Below are 17,072 nucleotides of genomic sequence, written 5' to 3' on the forward strand. Positions count from 1 at the left end.
CGGCGAAACCGGCGGCGGCGCGCCTTCGGCGCAGTTCGAAAGCAGCCTCACCTGCCTCGACGCCCAGAAAAGTTATCGCCCGCTGGCGACTACCCACCGCCCCATCGTTAAAGGCCCGCAAACCGCGTTGGTGGTCGGCCCCAAGGGTGAGGAAATCTGGACCGATCAATTCGGCCGGGTGAAGGTGCATTTCTACTGGGACCGTCACGACCAATCCAACGAAAACAGCTCGTGCTGGATTCGGGTGTCGCAGGCTTGGGCCGGCAAGAATTGGGGCTCGGTGCAGATCCCGCGCATCGGCCAGGAAGTCATCGTCAGCTTCCTTGAAGGCGACCCGGACCGGCCGATCGTCACCGGTCGCGTGTACAACGCCGAACAAACCGTGCCTTATGCGTTGCCCGCCAATGCCACTCAGAGCGGCACCAAAAGCCGTTCGAGCAAGGGCGGCACGCCAGCGAATTTCAACGAAATCCGCATGGAAGACAAGAAAGGCGCCGAACAGCTGTACATCCACGCCGAGCGCAACCAGGACATCGTGGTCGAGGTGGACGAGAGCCATTCGGTGGGCCACGACCGCAACAAAAGCATCGGCCACAACGAAACCGCACGGATTGGCCAAGACCGACTGCGGGCGGTGCAGCGCAACGATGCCCTGGTCGTCGGCGGCACCAAGAGCGACAGCGTCGCGACCCAGTACCTCATGGAGGCGGGGTCGCAGATTCGACTGGTGTGCGGCAAAAGCGTGCTGGAGTTCAATGCCAGTGGCGAGATCAACATCTCGGGCACCGCGTTCAACATCTACGCCAGTGGCAATGGCAACATCGACACCGGCGGCCGTCTGGACCTCAACTCCGGCGGCGCCAGCGAAGTGGATGCCAAAGGCAAGGGCATCAAGGGTGTGATTGATGCGGCGGTAAAAGCGTTGTTCCCGACAAAGGCCAAACGCTGAGGTTCATGGCAGGGCCATTGTAGGAGCTGCCGAAGGCTGCGATCTTTTGATCTTTCCCTTGAGACTCAAATATCTGGGGAAAGATCGCAGCCTCGTTGCACTCGACAGCTCCTACAACGCAGCCCGGCGGAAGCAATATCACGCGTTCGTAAGCATGTATTGGCCAGGCTGCGTCCACGCGACTCGCAAGTACTTGCCGCTCAGCAGTTGCTCGTCACGAAGATATTCGAACACTTCGCAGGGGCACCATTCCTTGCCCGCCGAAAAGGCCACGCCCAATGAACGGAGCTCATCGAATACCTTAGCCTTCTGCTTGTTATCCGCGACCTGAAAAACGTAGACATCTTTCTCTGCCGCATTCGAAAACCCGATAGCGCGCAGGGAAAAATCCAGCGCGCTATCCATGATTCGAACACCAATCGAGTCACCGTCGGCTCTTTCCACGTAGGCCTTCAACACACCATCAATCACTCAGAGATTGGCCGGCACAAAGTCAGGGCCGCCCAGCTTATCCCGGACAACCAGGGCGGTGCGCATCAGCGGCCCCCACAGACCGTTCTGGCTGTTCCAAGTACCGCCCGCCCACCGCGTGTCCTGGACGAGCTCCGCCTTGTTGAGCTCAAGCTGGCGCTGGAGGGCCAGCGCCACAGCCCCCATATCAACCTCGAACAGGTCGGCATAGAGCCCCTCGGGTTGTGCCTGCTTTTTGCTCAGGCAAAACCGGTAGTACCAGACCCACACCGCGGCGACATAAATCGCCCGATTACGATCAGGATAAGTCGCGAGAATCTTGAGCAAAGCCGCCACGAAGCGCCCAGGAAACTGGGGGTCGCGGGTCTGTTGCCAGTAACGCAGCACCAGCAAATCGAAAGCCGCGACGATGTTCTGCGGCTCTTCGTTATCGTTCTGGGCTTCTTGGAAATAGAACGGCTCGCCGACAAGGAATTTATCCAGCTCATCATTGGCCAGGGCCAACAGCAATACGTTATCTAAGGTGGCACTCATTGGATTCTCACTACATCCGGGTTCGCGAGCAGGAAATTGATGTCGTTATTGTGTGGGATGGCCACCTTATCCAATACCGCTTCACGCATACCGCCGGGATGGGTCAGGCCGCCAGGGCGCCATAACGGGTTCGCTCCGCGCTCGTTACCGGAGGGCATGACAACCTTGGGATTTTCCAGGTTCATCATGTAAATCTCCTTGCCGGTGAAGCTGCCCGGTTCATAACCCAAAGCGGTCTCCAGAATGGAAAGATCACCGGTTTTCTTAAACTCGGCGACCACACCGTGCAGGTCTGACTTGGCCATGACGTACTTAGTGTCGCTAAAGGTTCCATACATGGGGTTGGCAATGTCATCGGGGGTAAACAGAAACGCACCGCCCTCATCCTGAAAGACTTTGAGGTGCTTGTCGATATAGGAGGCCTCAAGGTAATCGGCAGGATTGGGCCGGCTTAACTTGGGTATCGCAGCGATATCCTCTGACGTGTAGCCCGGTTTGAAGCTCACCGAGCGCGGTTTGGGCGCCGTACCGATTTTTGCCATTTTCGGGCCCAGGCCCAAAAGCGCCATTCCCGCGACGCCCTGCAGCAGGTCCCGGTAACCCGGCCCCAAGCGATCCCCCAAATCCCCCAGCAACGCCATGCCAGCCATCATCGTGCCGCCGATCACCACAAAACCGACCAGAGCGGCAACGCCAGCCATGGCCGCGAGAATCGCCGCGCCCCCCATGGCCAATAATCCTAATGCTTCCAACCCGGTGTGCATCCAGCCTTCGATGTCCAAGACAAACGCCACCGACACCGTCGGCCCACCGATGAACGTATTCGGGCTACCGCTCTTGATGTGCGCACCGCAAACCATTTTGCTGTGCAAGCGCGCCGCCGGTTTGCCGTTGATGAAGACCGTGGCGCTGCCTTCGGCGATCAGCACCGGGAAGGGCCAGATCGGGTGGTTCATCGGCAACCCGGTGCAGGAAGATGACGTATCTTCGCCCGCCCGCATGGCATTGCGGTCGTTGATGTAGACGTTGAAGCTGCCCATTATCAACGTCCCCGTGGTGGGCTCGGGCAGGTTGAAAATGGTGGAGAGGCCCTTGACGATCTGGAACATCGACAAGCCGCCAGCCGCAATCGAGCCGGCCATGATCGCCAGGGCCACGCCACCCGTGGCGACAGTCGCGGCAACGACCGCGGCGCCGATCAAGGCACCGGCCACGGCGCCGGCGACCATCGCGGCCAACCCGAACCCGTGGGCTATTTCGTCACCCAGACGTGCTGCTGCCTGTGCATCCATTGCGCGCATCTACCTTACTGATTCGTATGACTGCTCAGTGGGACGTGTCGATGCTCAGACAATCGGCGGCTGTGGCTGGAACGAATGCATCGCCAGCTTCCAGGCCGGCTCGTGATAGGTGAAATCATTCGGTGTCGTGGTCAAGGTGGTGATCAGCACCGAGGGCTTACGCTCGATGAACACCTGGCGCAGCATCAGGTCGCGCCCCTCGCGTTGCCAGGTGTAATCCAGCAACGTGGTGGTGTGCCCCTGCAGCACCGTATCCCAGCGCTGCACCAGCTTGAAGCCCGGCAGTTGCTGCTCCGCGCTTTTGAGTTGGCGGTCCACGTACTCGGCAAAAGGAGCGTCGCCCTGGCTGGCATCGCGGCTGATGACGAAACTGGCTTCTTTAGCAGGACCGACTGCCGGCAGCTTGAAAATATTGATGCTCTGGTCCTGCCAGGTATCGGGGATTTCGAGATCGGCTTCTTGAATGCGGTAAGAGGTCACAGTAATCGCTTTCCATGGACGTGAGGTGACGCGCGAAGGAGCAGATATTCAAGTAATGCCTGGTAACAATCAAGAACCGGGTTCCTCTGCCTCACGTAAGGCACTACATTATGCGATCAGCGTCACTACTCTAGCTATCAAGCACCCCGTAGGAGCTGCCGAAGGCTGCGATCTTTTGATCTTTCGCTTTAGACTCAAGGGTCTGGGCAAAGATCGCAGCCTCGCGTTGCTCGACAGCTCCTACAGGAATGCAAGGCATCAACAAGGGATAATTGATGTTATTCAACCAAGCCTCACGCCTGGCCAAGGTCACCAGCCCCCTGGGACCTGAGGTGCTGTTGCTCAAAGACATGGGCGGTGGCGAAGAGCTGGGGCGGCTGTTCAACTACGAGTTGCAGTTGCACTCGCTGGACAATGCCATCGACCTCAACCAGTTGCTCGGCAAACCCATGTGCGTGAACCTGCAGCTCGATGGCGGTGGCGAGCGCTATTTCCATGGCATCGTCGCCCGTTGCAGCCAGAACGTCGACCAGGGCCAATTCGCCAGCTACCAGGCCACGCTTCGGCCGTGGTTGTGGCTGCTGACCCGCACCTCCGATTGCCGGATTTTCCAGAACCTCACCATCCCGCAGATCATCAAGCAGGTGTTCCGCGACCTGGGCTTTTCCGATTTCGAAGACGCCTTGAGCCGCCCCTATCGCGAGTGGGAATACTGCGTGCAGTATCGCGAGACCAGTTTCGACTTTGTCAGCCGCCTGATGGAGCAGGAAGGGATCTACTACTTCTTCCGCCATGAGCAGGGTCGGCATGTGTTGGTGCTGGCCGACGCCTATGGCGCGCATACCACGGCCCCCGGCTACGGTTCGGTGCCGTACTACCCGAAGAATGAGCAGCAGCGCGAGCGCGACCACATCCACGACTGGCACCTGGCCCAAGAAGTCCAGCCCGGTTCGCTGGAACTCAACGACTACGATTTCCAGCGCCCCAGCGCGCGCATCGACGTGCGCTCGGCCATGCCACGCCCACACACCGCCGGCGACTATCCGCTGTACGACTACCCCGGCACTTACGTGCAGAGCCAGGACGGCGAACACTACGCCCGCACCCGCATCGAGGCCTTGCAGAGCCTGCATGAACAGGTGGAACTGGCGGGTAACGCCCGGGGCCTGGGCTCGGGGCATCTGTTCAGCCTCACCGGCTTCAGCCGCCAGGACCAGAACCGCGAATACCTGATCGTCGGCGCTCGCTACTACCTCTCCCAGGAGAGCGGCGAGACCGGTGGTGGCGCGCCGACCGCGCAGTTCGAAAGCAGCCTGACCTGCATCGACGCCCAGCAGAGTTATCGTCCGCTGGCGACTACCCACCGCCCCATCGTCAAAGGCCCGCAAACCGCGTTGGTGGTCGGCCCCAAAGGTGAGGAAATCTGGACCGATCAATTCGGCCGGGTGAAGGTGCATTTCTACTGGGACCGACACGACCAATCCAACGAAAACAGCTCGTGCTGGATTCGTGTGTCGCAATCCTGGGCCGGGAAAAACTGGGGCTCGATGCAGATCCCGCGCATCGGTCAGGAAGTGATCGTCAGTTTCCTTGAAGGGGATCCCGACAGGCCGATCATCACCGGTCGCGTGTACAACGCCGAACAGACCGTGCCCTACGACCTGCCCGATAACGCGACCCAGAGCGGCATGAAAAGCCGTTCGAGCAAGGGCGGCACGCCGGCGAACTTCAACGAAATCCGCATGGAAGACAAGAAAGGCGCCGAGCAGTTGTACATCCATGCCGAGCGCAACCAGGACATCGTGGTCGAGGTAGATGAAAGCCACTCGGTGGGCCATGACCGCAACAAAAGCATCGGCCACAACGAGACGGTGACCATCGGCAACAACCGCCTGCGCATCGTCAAGCAGGAAGACATCCTCTCGGTGGGCCAGCGCAAGACCGACAGCATCAGCCAGAGCTACGTCATCGAAGTGGGCGAGAACCTGCGCCTGGTGTGCGGTGAAAGCATCCTGGAGCTCAACGCCAGCGGCCAGATCAACCTGACCGGCGTGCAGATCAGCTTCTACGCCAGCGGCGATGCCGAGTTCAACACCGGCGGCGTGCTGCACCTGAACAACGGCGGCGGCCCCGGAGCCACGCCGGACGGCCAGGGCGTCAAGGGCAGCATCGATGCCAACATCAGCGCCGCGTTCCCCAAGGGCTAACCTCGAGATTTTTGCGCCATGACTTACCGCCTCAATGAATTCCAGTTCCAGCTGCCGCCCAGCGAATTGCTGGACGCGACAATCAACATCCTCAAGTTCCCCGAACTGGGCACCTCCTTGATCGTCAGCCGCAGCCTGCTCGCCGAGGGCGAGACCCTGCAAAGCAACCTCGACGACCAGCTCAAGCGCCTGGAAAAACAGGTCCAGCAACTGCGCTGCCAACCGGGCGCCACCGTGCGCGTGGGCGCCAACCAGGAAGTCGAAGCCATCGAATTGCGCAGCCAGTTCAACAAGGGCAACGAAAAGGTCTTCCAATATCAGCTCGCACTGGTACTGCCCGGCACCCGCAAGATGCTTGCCCTGAGCTATGTGAAAGCCGAAAAACTGGGCGATGCCGAAGCGGCGCATTGGGCGACGATCAAGGGCTCGCTGGTGTTCGACACCCAACCCTGACAACCACCCCCATCCCTGTGGGAGCGAGCCTGCTCGCGATAGCGGTGGGTCAGACGCTAGTGATGTTGACTGGTCAGACGTCATCGCGAGCAAGCTCGCTCCCACAGGGACAAACCGAAGCGGATCAAGCGCCTGAAAATGGCATTAACGAGCATGCCGTAACCCACAAGGACAACAGGCGCAATGGAAGGCATCAAATTGCTTGAACACACTGTCATCAGCCACCTGAGCGACCTGCATGTCTGACGCGCTCTGGGCCGCCCGCCTGGGCGATGCACTCAACCACACCTCGATGATGGCCGACATCCTTGGCGGCGTCTTGGAGGTGGCGGCCAACATCGCGATCACCGCCCTGGCGACCGCCGCCGTGGTCGCGGCCACGGGCATCACCGTGGTCACCGGCGGCCTGGGCTGCTTCGTCCTGGGCCTGGTGGTGGGCACCATCGTCGGCCTGGCCATGAGCAAGACCGGGGCCGACAAAGGCCTGAGCAATATATGCGAGGGCATCGGCAACGCCCTCTTTCCGCCCACGGTGCAGGCCAACATCCTCACCGGCTCCAAGGACACCCTCACCAATAATATCCCCGCGGCCCGCGCCGCCGGGGCGATTGAATCCCATGTCGCCCCGGCCGGCACCGAGCTTGAAGCCCCCGAGCCTGAAGAAGAGCCCAGCTACCTGGACATGGCCGGGAATTTCTTCTCGCAAATGTGGCGCCCCACCGTCGCAACACCCGCCCCCGGCGCCGTGCCCAAGCCGGAAGACCTGGTGATCTGCACCAAGCATCCACCGATGCCGCCGCAGTTCATGGCCGAAGGTTCGGACAAGGTCACCATCAACGGCCAGCCCGCCGTGCGCAGCGGCGACCGCAGCACCTGCGATGCAACGGTGGTGTCGGCCGGGCTGATTTCGCCCAACGTGACCATTGGCGGCGGCTCGGTGGTGGTGCGCGAGATCCGCAGCGGCAAGACCCCGGGCGTAGGCCTGGCGGTCACCGCGTTGCTGATGCTCAAGGGCGGCAAAGGCAAGTTCTTCAGCAAGCTGCCGTGCATGCTGGTGGGCGGCGCGGTGTCCATGGCCGCCAGCAGCGCGGCGAACGCGGCCGCCAACGCCGCCGTGGGTTCGTCGAACCCGGTGCATGCCGCCACAGGCGCCAAAGTATTGGGCGGTGACGAGGAACTGGATTTCGTCTTGCCCGGCATCCTGCCGCTCGACTGGCAACGCGTCTACAACAGCCGCGACGAACGCCGCGACAGCCTGTTCGGTACCGGCTGGAGCGTGGCCTACGAAGTCCAAGTGGAAATCCAGCCCCACCCCGAGGGCGGCGAAACCCTGGTCTACACCGACGAACAAGGCCGGCCCATCGACATGGGCTCCATCCCGTTGGGCGGCGCGGTGTTCAGCGCCGGCGAAGGCCTGGCCGTGCGCCGCCATGTGAACGGGCAATTGCTGATCGAAAGCGACGACGGCCTGTACCGCTTGTTCGAACCTTCGCCCGCCAACCCATCACACCTGCGCCTGAGCCAGCTGGGTGACCGCAACGACAACCGCATCCACCTCGACTACGACGACGCCGGACGCCTGGTGCGGCTGCGCGACACCTTCGACCTGGTGCAAGTCGAGCTGATCCGCGCAGGCGAACGCGTCACCCACATCGAGCGCCTCTACCCCGACCAATCGCGGGAAGTGCTGGTCAGCTACGCCTACGACGCGGCGAACACCCTCGCCGAAGTGCGCGACGCCACCGGCCAGGTGCAACGGCGCTTCAGCTACGACGCCGGGCAACGGATGGTCGAGCACCAGTTGCCCAGCGGCCTGCACTGCTTCTACGAATGGGCCCTGATCGACGACCAGGAATGGCGCGTGGTCCGGCACTGGACCGACGAAGGCGACGCCTACCAGTTCGACTATGACCTCAAGGCCGGCATCACCCGCATCAGCGACAGTTTGCAGCGCGTCAGCACCCGGCACTGGAACAGCCAGCACCAGATCACCCAGTTCACTGACAACCTCGGCCAGACGTGGTTGTTCGAATGGAACGATGAGCGCCAGTTGCTCAGCGCCACCGATCCACAGGGCGGCCAGTACACATTCAGCTACGACGAAGCCGGCAACCTGCTCAGCGAAACCGACCCGTTGGGCCGCAGCGGTTCGACGTTATGGCTCGAACACTGGGCCCTGCCGCTGGTGGACACCGACGCCGTCGGCCACAGCTGGAAATACCGCTACGATCAACGCGGCAACTGCACCGCGGAAACCGACCCGCTGGGCCACATCACCCGCTACCGCTACGACACCCATGGCCAAGTCGTGGAGATCATCGACGCCACCGGCAAAAGCAAGAAGCTGCGCTGGAACCCGTTCGGCCAATTGGTGGAACACGTCGATTGCTCGGGTTACCCGACGCGCTTCAGCTACGACGCGCGCGGTTACCTGCAAACCATCACCGACGCCCTCGGCGAGCGCACCCAATTCCGCTACGACGCCCAGGGGCGTCTGCTCAGCAGCCAATTGCCGGACGGCCGCACCGAACACTACCAGCGCGACACCGCCGGCCAACTCACCGGCTACACCGACCCGGCCGGGCATACCACGCTCTACCAACACAACCGCCGCGGCCAGGTCCGCCAACGCACAGACGCCCAAGGCCGGCAGGTGCAATTCGCCTACGACAGCTTCGGCCGGCTGCAAGCGCTGACCAACGAGAATGGCGAGAGCTACCGGTTTGCTTGGGATATCGGGGATCGGTTGACCGAACAACAAGACCTGGACGGCAGCGCCAAGCGCTACGACTACGACCGCCTCGACAACGTCGCGGCGGTGACGGCGATACCCGCGCCGTACGGCACGGGCCTGGCGCTCATTCCCGAAACACCGCCGGCGCCCATCGTCCATCGCCTGGAACGCGACGCCGTGGGCCGGCTGATCGCCAAAGTCACCGACGATGGCCGCACTGAATACCTCTACGACCCGCTGGACCAACTCACCGCCGTCACCTTCACCGACCTGCTGGGCAACGCGCAAACCCTGAGCTTCGCCTACGACGCCCTCGGCCAGTTGCTCGTCGAAAACAGCGCCGCCGGCAGCCTGCAACACCACTACGACGAACTCGGCAACCTGATCCAGACCCAGCTGCCCGATGGCCGCTGGGTCAACCGCCTGTACTACGGCAGCGGCCACCTGCACCAGATCAACCTCGACGGCCAGGTCATCAGCGACTTCGAACGCGACCGCCTGCACCGCGAAGTGCTGCGCACCCAAGGGAAGATCAGCACCCGCAGCGAATACGACCGCAGCGGCCGCCTGCGCGCACGGCAACGCCGCCACAGCAGCCAACCCTCGCTGCTGCCGGCGGCGGTGCAAAAACACTTCGAGTACGACCCCGCCGACAACCTCATCGGCAAACTCGACCAGCAACCCGCCGCACAACAGCGCCAGCTCCTGCACTACGACGCCACCGGCCGCATCATCGCCAGCCAGGACAGCCTGCACGGCCAGCGCGAGACCTTCACCTACGACGCCGCCGCCAACCTGCTGGACGGCCCAGCGCCCGGCGCCGGATTGGTGGTGCACAACAAACTGCTGACCTACCAGGACAAGCGCTACCGCTACGATGCCTTCGGCCGGATGATCGAAAAACGCAGCGCCAAACGCGGCGTACAGCACTTTGCCTACGACGCCGAAAGCCGCTTGATTGAAGTGCGCAACGACAATGGCAGCGTGGTGAAAATGGCCTACGACCCGCTGGGCCGGCGCATCGCCAAGGCCGAGCACGACAACAATGGTTACCCGCTGGGCGAAACCCGCTTCACCTGGGATGGCCTGCGCCTGTTGCAGGAGCACCGCCACCAGCAAACCAGCCTGTACCTCTACGAAGACGACGGCTACGAACCCCTGGCCCGGGTAGACGGCAGCGGCCCCTTGCAAAAGGTCCGCTACTACCACAACGACCTCAACGGCCTGCCGGAACAACTCACCGAAGCCGACGGGCACAACGTTTGGCAGGCTACGTATCGGGTGTGGGGCAATACGCTGGAAGAGGTGCGCGAGCCGTACTACATCGAAGAGCAGAATTTGCGGTTCCAGGGGCAGTACCTGGACCGGGAAACCGGGCTGCATTTCAATACGTTCAGGTTTTATGATCCGGATGTGGGGCGGTTTACTACGCCGGATCCGATTGGGTTGGCGGGAGGATTTAACTTTTATCAATATTCGCCGAACCCCATCGGATGGACCGATCCTTTAGGTTTGGAAACATGCCGTCTGTCCAAGGCGGATAAAAACGCCATGGGGCCAAAACCCTCGGCTGCTGTCATGGACAGAGCCCACCGCCATCACATCGTGCGTGAGAAGGCACCCAAGAACTGGTCCGACAGCAATCGCCGGTATGTCGCCCATTCCCAGGCGATCCTGAAAAAATTTGGCGTTGGCTTGAACGACAGCCCTCACAATTTCGTATGGGCACCCAACGGCAGCGGGAACCACACCATTGCCAGCGCCCGAAAAGTCTCTCAAACGCTCGCAGAGGCGCGAAAAGGTGGCAAGAGCAAAGTGATTGAAGCGCTGAACGCGATGGGTGAAAAAATGAAAAACGGTGAATTTTTAGATGACTAGCCTGGAAAAAACATACGGAACAAACGCCTCTCTAATACGGGACCTTTATGCGCGGATAGAGGCGGGAGACGTCGAATTCCTGCGTACTCAACTGAACAGTCATCCCGAGCTGCTTGCACCACCCCGTTATGACTTAGTGAGTTATCCAGGCCTTTTGCACCATGCGGCCGAAAAGAATCAGGTCGCAGTGTGCGCCTTGCTAGTTGTCTTAGGCATGGACCTTGACCAACCTACCGTAGGCTCCGGCAACACGACCGCACTTGCATTGGCGGCAAAAAACGGTCATCTGGAAACCGTACGCTGGCTTCTTGAGGCAGGTGCTGACGTCAATGGTTCACCCCTGTCAGTCACGACCCCATTGATCACCGCTGTTACTTTTGGGCAGAAAGAAACCGTTGAACTGCTGCTCACATATCACCCAGACGTTAACAGGCTACACGCCAAGCTCAATCGCACCGCCCTTGATCTGGCCCAGAGCTGGAACTTCCCTCACATTTACGAATGCCTGAAGGCACACGGCGCCGTCTCTGCCCTCGAAACAGCGACTGACGAAGAAGACCTGCCAGGGTACGGGATTGTCGATTTCGTGAGCAGTACGGCAGGCTGGGTATTACCTAAGGCATTGACCCCTCAACCTGACGCTGCGGATGTGAGCTTCAGAGTCAGCTGCATCGCCAACAAAACCGACTTCAAGATTTTATTCACCGTGGGTCTTTTTGTGGCAAAGGCACGCACGGAGCTGTTCATTTGCCTTCCAGGAAACTGGCGGCTACCCAAACAAGGTTTTACCCGCGACAGCCAATGGATGTTCCCTCAAGCGTTACTGATGGTGTTGGCGGAAAAAACGTTGGGCGGTGCACCGCTGGAGGAAGGCCGGATCATTTCAAAAATAGATAAAGACTTCGCCCAGCTCAGCTGGCCGAGCGATACCGACGCGCTGTTGGTCGTGGACAAAATTTGGAACACCACCGAAGAACCCGTGGATGAACACCATGAGGACTCGGTAAAGCTCTACGTTCTGGTTCCCTTCAAGCTACCGAAGAAAGGGCTACCTGAGGGCGACGCTTTAGCCTCGCTCTTGGAGAAAAAACGAAAGGCGAGCTGGAAAAGTATCGCGTTGACTTCACCGCTACAGAGTTAACGCGTAGAGGATGAATCTGGAGGGATCGGAGATGTAACGTGCTGCCGCCATCGCGAGCTTGCTCCCACAGGGATTGATGGCGGCGCCCGGTCAGTGATCTCTCGGGATGAACGACACTCTCTCGGTCCGAAAGGATCACCACGCCACACCGCCCCGGCATCCAGTCATTGTCGACAAGCCGCCAAAGGCTCGCTCCCGACAGATAGAGATAGGACCCCGGTGATTTTATTGGCCCGGCAGAAAAGCCGTAACAGGAACGTCTATGAAAGGCTTGGCAGATGAAAGCCCGACGCTGGCAGACGAAGTAATGCGCATCATGGCGTCGGGTAATGAGCTCGATGAGCAAAACAAAAAAAATGAAGCTCAAGCCCTGTACCAAAAAGCTTGGGAATTGCTTCCTGAACCGAAGCTGGAATGGACACCTTTGTCAGCCTGGGTCACAGGTTCTTTTTTCAACCTGCATTTTGACAATGGGGATTTCGAGGCTGCTAAAGACTGGGCACAAAAGACCTTGGATGGCCGGGAATCGGATATCGATACAGGGCCGCTGATTAACCTGGGAATGGTCTATTTTGAGCTGGGAGACCACGCGCAGGCTTATAGGTACTTTGATGACGCCTACAGCTTCGGCAAAGCTCGAGCCTTTCAAGAAAGACCCAAAAAATATCTGAAGTTTTACTTGGAAAAAAAGGCCTGACCAAAGCATGGCTCTAGAGCCCTCGGTTTCTAGCCCGGACAAGCTTTGACATTTATATGCCGATCGAGCCAACGGATGAGCATGAAGTGATTGCCCCACGAGACTCGCTCAGGTCTACGTCATGAGTGTGGAAATTCGCAAGCACCTGGAAGCGGAGTTACTGGCGGCGCTGAAGCAAACAACGTCACCCCACCTTGACCTGAAGGCCAGCAAAAATAAACTTGACCTGCTCGCTGCCAAGGAAAAGCTTGGGGAAATCTACGTTCAACACTTGACCAAGGCCGACGGTTATTACGCGGGGTTGGAGATCTATACGTGCGAGGCCTTTAGCTTCTGTAAAGAGCAATCTCCGCCCTACGAGAGCCGGCTGCTGAATTCATCATTTTTGTCGAAGAGCTCCTTGTCGGAGGAAGCAAAACAGTTCGGTGACGAGCTGGGCGGCATCATCAGAACTCCGTCCCCTCAAGCCATCAGCGCAACCGTCAAAAAAATAACCGAACGGCTCGAGAAATTTTACCTGCCCAAGGCAGAGCACAGCGTTCTTGGCTCCCCCGCATTAATCGATGACGTGTTGGCCGAGCCGGATAACTATGCGTTTCCATTCCTGACGATTGTCTTTGCAGCGCACAAAAACAATCTGAGCCTGGATTCGGATGTGCTCAAGAAAGCCCTGGCGACTAAATCAATATTTGGGAACAAGCCGTTCGATCTGGCGCTTGCGAACAAATTACTAGGCGCAGGTTAAGCGCAAATTCCCGTGGCGAGGGAGCTTGCTCCCGCTGGGCGGCGAAGCCGCCCCAAAAGGAACGTCATATTGAAGACTTGGCGAAAGGTCAGAACACTTCAATAGCTGAAAAAAGGAGCATCCAAATGCGGTTGGCCCTCGAAGAATCCGAACGCACCCTCTCTGTGCAAGAACTGAATGAGCTCCAAGAAAAATTCAATGTGGAATTACCGACAGCCTTTAGGCAATTTTATCTAAAGCACAACGGCGGCGATTTGTCTGAGAGCAGTAGCGAGAATGATTTCTTGCTGGGTGGGTTCACTCCGATCAAATACGGACAAGCCCCTATCGAAACGGTCTATCGCGACTTGACGGACGACGCTCCGTCACTAAAACAAATGATCCCCTTTGCGTACGATCACGGTAGCAATTCCTTCCTCTTATCCGTTAAGGAAGCTGACTTCGGGAATATTTACCTGTACTTGATGGATGAAGAGGATCTGGCTTTCGTATGCGAATCATTTGAAGAATTCCTCGCTGAACTCACAGGCCAATAGAGCCATGTGTCATCGCTGGACAGGCTTACCATGCTGCCTGGAAATAACCTACCCACGAGCCTGTGAAGCGATTGCCTCACGAGGCTCGCTCAGGTCTACGTATGAGTATTGGATTTCAAGAGGACGTTACGAATCCAGAGTCATCAAAAAGAGCCGGCCGGCCCAGTTGCTCGTTGGAAAGTCGAGATTTTGAGCGAAGAAACGCGAATCGTCGCAGGCAGGAACTAGACCCAGCGAGGCATTCAAGACCATGATCTTAAAAGAAATTTATCTATACCCCGACCTGGGCGAATTCAGCGACGAAATTATTCATCCGTTTCGCGACCAAAGCCGATCGATCTGCAATTTTCTTGAGCGCAGCCTGAGTGCAGAAAAATTCGAAACGCCCAACTTCAAGAAAATCTGCTTTGTCGGCACCCGCCAAGCCGTCAATGAGCCCTATGTAAACTCCAGTGGCGCGCTCATCGTCAATGTCGGCCTGGATACCGAACTGTATAAAAAATGCACATCTGCCAACGAGCTCAATGAGTTTTTTATACAACTGTTGCTGGAAGGCCTGGAAAAATGCCGCCCACACATTGCCTTGCCCCTTGATCTGCTGAAAAACGCAATGGATGAGTTCCGCCGCAACCACTATAAAAACGAGTGGACCTTCAAGCAGAAAAAAATAAAAGGGTCTGACTATGTCTGCGCCCTGGAGTGCCAGTTAACCATCGACTGCTTCCTCATGAACCTTAAGGTCTTGAGGAAAGACACACCGGTACTCGACAAAGAAATTCTGCGAACCGCGCCCGACGAAATAGCGTTCGGTCCGTACCTCAAAGACCTCAAGGAGGAAGGCGGCAGAATAAAGGTCATCGACAAGTCGGGCGTGGCCTTCTACACCACCACGGTTTCTAGCTTGGACAAGCTTTGACAGCTGTCCAAAGGGCGAAATGCCGATCGAGCCAACACCACAGGGCCTGATCCGAAACACAGATCACGTGGCGAGGGAGCTTGCTCCCGCTGGGCGGCGAAGCCGCCCCAAAAATGCCGGCGCATTCCTACATAAAAACCGCTGCGCCATTGAGCGAGAGCACGCTCCCTCGCCCCGAATCCTGGGCATTACGAAGGCTTGTTTATTCTCTCTCCGCAACGCTTCCACCAAGCTACGAATCCTTGCGCCATTGCCTACAACTACGCCAGAATCCGCCCGCTTGTGCGCCTTGCCCATGGGTTCTATCGTTTGCCTGCCACTGCCCATCAGTGGTCGGGCTTGGCGGCCCGGTATACGAAAGGCGCAACAGCCCCTCAACATGATTGCGATGCCTCTGGCATTGGCATTCCTATGTTATGGCGGGTTGCGCAAGGATCCCTTCGGGGATGCCGGGTTCCTTTCGTTCCGGTCCGCCAACCTTGTGTAATCCGTCACCCCATCTGCTTGGCGGCAGACGGTGATGGTTCCTCTTACGAAAGGAGCTGCACCATGTTCAAAATTACACCGAATCCCCCCGAGGCAGATCACACCTCTGCGTCCACTCAATCCAAAACGAAGAAACAAGACGAAGCAGAAAAGCGCGCCTTGGATTACTACCTGCTACCGAAACCGGAAAAGTCCGAAGAAGCATCCAATCCAGACCAGCTCTTCACCGTGGCAAAAAACGTCGACAACGAATGCCTGCTCGCCAACCTCAGCGAAAACCTGGCATCCGCCGACGCGATGATCAGCAACCTGGCCTTCGACCTGGAAGGCCCCCGCCGCCACATCGCCCTTGGCATCCAGCAACTGATCGAACTGAGCTCATTGCTGGCCAGCCGTGTGCTGGATAACGTCGACCCCCGCTAGCCGCTACACCACCCCACCTGTGGCGAGGGAGCTTGCTCCCGCTGGGCGGCGAAGCCGCCCCAAAACAGACTGACGCATTTCTTCGCAAATACCACGTCGGCCGGTTTACGACGGCTGCGCCGCCGAGCGGGAACAAGCTCCCTCGCCACGGGGACCGAGTATCTTTTGAGACTTGGTGTGTAACGTGCTGCCGCCTTCGCGAGCAAGCTCGCTTGTATGGTAGGACTTGAAGGGAGGAGGAGGGACAAAGCTCGATTCTGACTGTTCGCGCAGTACAGACCGTGGGAGATTTCACCCCTCCTCCTTTCACCCAAGCGCCGATAAAGAATGCATCTGGCCTAGACCGACGATAGGAACAAGCCTGCGCCTCTGGGTGAACCCTTCAAGTGTTCAAACCTTAGCCCGGAGGATTTTCAATGGCAATGCCGGTTTCTGTCGCAAAGCCGATCGTGGGTGTTGATGTCGCCAAAGATGAGTTAGTGATTTATCACGCAGAAACAGATCGACTGGAAGCGATCCCCAACACCAAAGCTGCGATCAAGAAGTGGCTCAAGGAGCTGCCCGCGCCAGTGGATGTCGCCATCGAAGCCACCAATATCTATCACCAGGAATTCGCCGACCTGGCTTATGCGCAAGGCTGTGTGATCTACACGATCGGCGGCTACGAGCTCAGCCATTACCGCAAAGGTGTGAAAGTTCGCGCTAAAACCGATGCGCTGGATGCTCGGTTGTTGGCTCGCTACTTGAACAACGAAGGCCACCAGTTGCACCCGTGGACTCCGCCTTCGCCCCTGTATTGCCGTCTTATAAGCCTTTTCCGGCGCCGGGCAGCCTTGGTCCAGGCGCGTGTCAGCCTCAAGCAAAGTTGGTCCAACGAACCGTTGCTCAAAACGGCGTTTGAGCACCAGATAAAGGCCATGCAACGACTGGAAATCTTGCTCGAGAAAACAATCCAGACGCAGTTGGAAGCAGCTGGCTTGGGCGCTCAGCTCAAGCGTTGCATGAAAGTCGAAGGCATTGGCCTATTGAGCGGTGCCCGTTTGCTCACGTCGTTTCAGCGTGGAGATTTCAGAAATGCCGATGCCTTCATCGCTTTTCTGGGCCTAGACCTGCGTATATCG

At 58.6% G+C, this 17,072-nt stretch carries 15 protein-coding genes; 11 read left to right on the forward strand and 4 right to left on the reverse strand.

From position 1 onward, the window contains the following. The coding region (gene tssI, locus AD662_RS27815) for a type VI secretion system tip protein TssI/VgrG (protein WP_156334948.1) at positions 1-949 on the forward strand (949 nt) is incomplete at its 5' end. Between the two features lie 138 nt (positions 950-1,087). On the opposite strand, the gene AD662_RS27820 is transcribed toward tssI, so the two are convergent. From AD662_RS27820 to AD662_RS27835, 4 genes are all read right to left on the reverse strand, one after another. Then, positions 1,088-1,354, reverse strand: a complete 267-nt coding sequence (locus tag AD662_RS27820; RefSeq protein WP_248842558.1) for a hypothetical protein — start codon at positions 1,352-1,354, stop codon at positions 1,088-1,090. 66 nt (positions 1,355-1,420) lie between these two features. Beyond that, positions 1,421-1,954, reverse strand: coding sequence for a hypothetical protein (locus tag AD662_RS27825; protein WP_018611734.1), 534 nt, complete (start codon positions 1,952-1,954; stop codon positions 1,421-1,423). Further along, positions 1,951-3,246: a PAAR domain-containing protein gene (locus AD662_RS27830; RefSeq protein ID WP_053183082.1), complete on the reverse strand. Its 1,296-nt coding sequence runs from the start codon at positions 3,244-3,246 to the stop codon at positions 1,951-1,953. Before AD662_RS27830 ends, AD662_RS27825 begins: the two co-directional genes overlap by 4 nt. Before the next feature lie 54 nt (positions 3,247-3,300). Beyond that, a complete protein-coding gene (locus AD662_RS27835; protein WP_018611730.1) occupies positions 3,301-3,735 on the reverse strand; it encodes a DUF1795 domain-containing protein in 435 nt (144 codons plus the stop codon). Positions 3,736-4,010: 275 nt separating this feature from the next. Here AD662_RS27835 and AD662_RS27840 point away from each other — a divergent pair, with 275 nt between their 5' ends. The 10 genes from AD662_RS27840 to AD662_RS27885 form a co-directional block, all read left to right on the forward strand. Beyond that, on the forward strand, positions 4,011-5,942 hold the full coding sequence (locus AD662_RS27840) for a type VI secretion system Vgr family protein (RefSeq protein ID WP_053190093.1): 1,932 nt from the start codon (positions 4,011-4,013) through the stop codon (positions 5,940-5,942). A gap of 18 nt (positions 5,943-5,960) precedes the next feature. Then, a complete protein-coding gene (locus tag AD662_RS27845; protein WP_053190094.1) occupies positions 5,961-6,395 on the forward strand; it encodes a DcrB-related protein in 435 nt (144 codons plus the stop codon). Between the two features lie 238 nt (positions 6,396-6,633). Continuing rightward, complete coding sequence (locus tag AD662_RS27850; RefSeq protein ID WP_053190095.1) at positions 6,634-11,007, forward strand: RHS repeat-associated core domain-containing protein; 4,374 nt, start codon at positions 6,634-6,636, stop codon at positions 11,005-11,007. After that, positions 11,000-12,148, forward strand: a complete 1,149-nt coding sequence (locus AD662_RS27855; protein WP_018611722.1) for an ankyrin repeat domain-containing protein — start codon at positions 11,000-11,002, stop codon at positions 12,146-12,148. Before AD662_RS27850 ends, AD662_RS27855 begins: the two co-directional genes overlap by 8 nt. 262 nt (positions 12,149-12,410) lie before the next feature. After that, positions 12,411-12,845 (forward strand): tetratricopeptide repeat protein, encoded by a 435-nt coding sequence (locus tag AD662_RS27860; protein WP_053190096.1) that lies wholly within the window; start codon positions 12,411-12,413, stop codon positions 12,843-12,845. Between the two features lie 121 nt (positions 12,846-12,966). Next, positions 12,967-13,590 (forward strand): hypothetical protein, encoded by a 624-nt coding sequence (locus AD662_RS27865; RefSeq protein WP_053190097.1) that lies wholly within the window; start codon positions 12,967-12,969, stop codon positions 13,588-13,590. A gap of 125 nt (positions 13,591-13,715) precedes the next feature. Continuing rightward, entirely contained in the window at positions 13,716-14,126 is a 411-nt protein-coding gene (locus AD662_RS27870) for an SMI1/KNR4 family protein (RefSeq protein WP_053190098.1), read from the forward strand. A gap of 250 nt (positions 14,127-14,376) precedes the next feature. Further along, positions 14,377-15,042 carry a hypothetical protein gene (locus tag AD662_RS27875; protein WP_053190099.1) on the forward strand — a complete coding sequence of 222 codons (666 nt, stop codon included), beginning with the start codon at positions 14,377-14,379 and terminating at the stop codon, positions 15,040-15,042. A gap of 549 nt (positions 15,043-15,591) precedes the next feature. Then, positions 15,592-15,951 (forward strand): DUF6124 family protein, encoded by a 360-nt coding sequence (locus AD662_RS27880; protein ID WP_053190100.1) that lies wholly within the window; start codon positions 15,592-15,594, stop codon positions 15,949-15,951. Positions 15,952-16,367: 416 nt separating this feature from the next. After that, positions 16,368-17,072 (forward strand): IS110 family transposase (locus tag AD662_RS27885; RefSeq protein ID WP_053190101.1); only part of this gene is annotated, 705 nt, incomplete at its 3' end.

Origin of the sequence: Pseudomonas kilonensis (assembly GCF_001269885.1) — a bacterium.
GTDB lineage: Bacteria > Pseudomonadota > Gammaproteobacteria > Pseudomonadales > Pseudomonadaceae > Aquipseudomonas > Aquipseudomonas kilonensis.

What these genes read in the sequence shown, in the direction of transcription:
- AD662_RS27840 (WP_053190093.1), top strand. Translation starts at nt 4,011, where the DNA reads ATGTTATTCAACCAAGCCTCACGCCTGGCCAAGGTCACCAGCCCCCTG.
- AD662_RS27870 (WP_053190098.1), top strand. Translation starts at nt 13,716, where the DNA reads ATGCGGTTGGCCCTCGAAGAATCCGAACGCACCCTCTCTGTGCAAGAA.
- AD662_RS27865 (WP_053190097.1), top strand. Translation starts at nt 12,967, where the DNA reads ATGAGTGTGGAAATTCGCAAGCACCTGGAAGCGGAGTTACTGGCGGCG.
- AD662_RS27825 (WP_018611734.1), bottom strand. Translation starts at nt 1,954, where the DNA reads ATGAGTGCCACCTTAGATAACGTATTGCTGTTGGCCCTGGCCAATGAT.
- AD662_RS27820 (WP_248842558.1), bottom strand. Translation starts at nt 1,354, where the DNA reads ATGGATAGCGCGCTGGATTTTTCCCTGCGCGCTATCGGGTTTTCGAAT.
- AD662_RS27850 (WP_053190095.1), top strand. Translation starts at nt 6,634, where the DNA reads ATGTCTGACGCGCTCTGGGCCGCCCGCCTGGGCGATGCACTCAACCAC.
- AD662_RS27845 (WP_053190094.1), top strand. Translation starts at nt 5,961, where the DNA reads ATGACTTACCGCCTCAATGAATTCCAGTTCCAGCTGCCGCCCAGCGAA.
- AD662_RS27855 (WP_018611722.1), top strand. Translation starts at nt 11,000, where the DNA reads ATGACTAGCCTGGAAAAAACATACGGAACAAACGCCTCTCTAATACGG.
- AD662_RS27860 (WP_053190096.1), top strand. Translation starts at nt 12,411, where the DNA reads ATGAAAGGCTTGGCAGATGAAAGCCCGACGCTGGCAGACGAAGTAATG.
- AD662_RS27875 (WP_053190099.1), top strand. Translation starts at nt 14,377, where the DNA reads ATGATCTTAAAAGAAATTTATCTATACCCCGACCTGGGCGAATTCAGC.
- AD662_RS27880 (WP_053190100.1), top strand. Translation starts at nt 15,592, where the DNA reads ATGTTCAAAATTACACCGAATCCCCCCGAGGCAGATCACACCTCTGCG.
- AD662_RS27830 (WP_053183082.1), bottom strand. Translation starts at nt 3,246, where the DNA reads ATGGATGCACAGGCAGCAGCACGTCTGGGTGACGAAATAGCCCACGGG.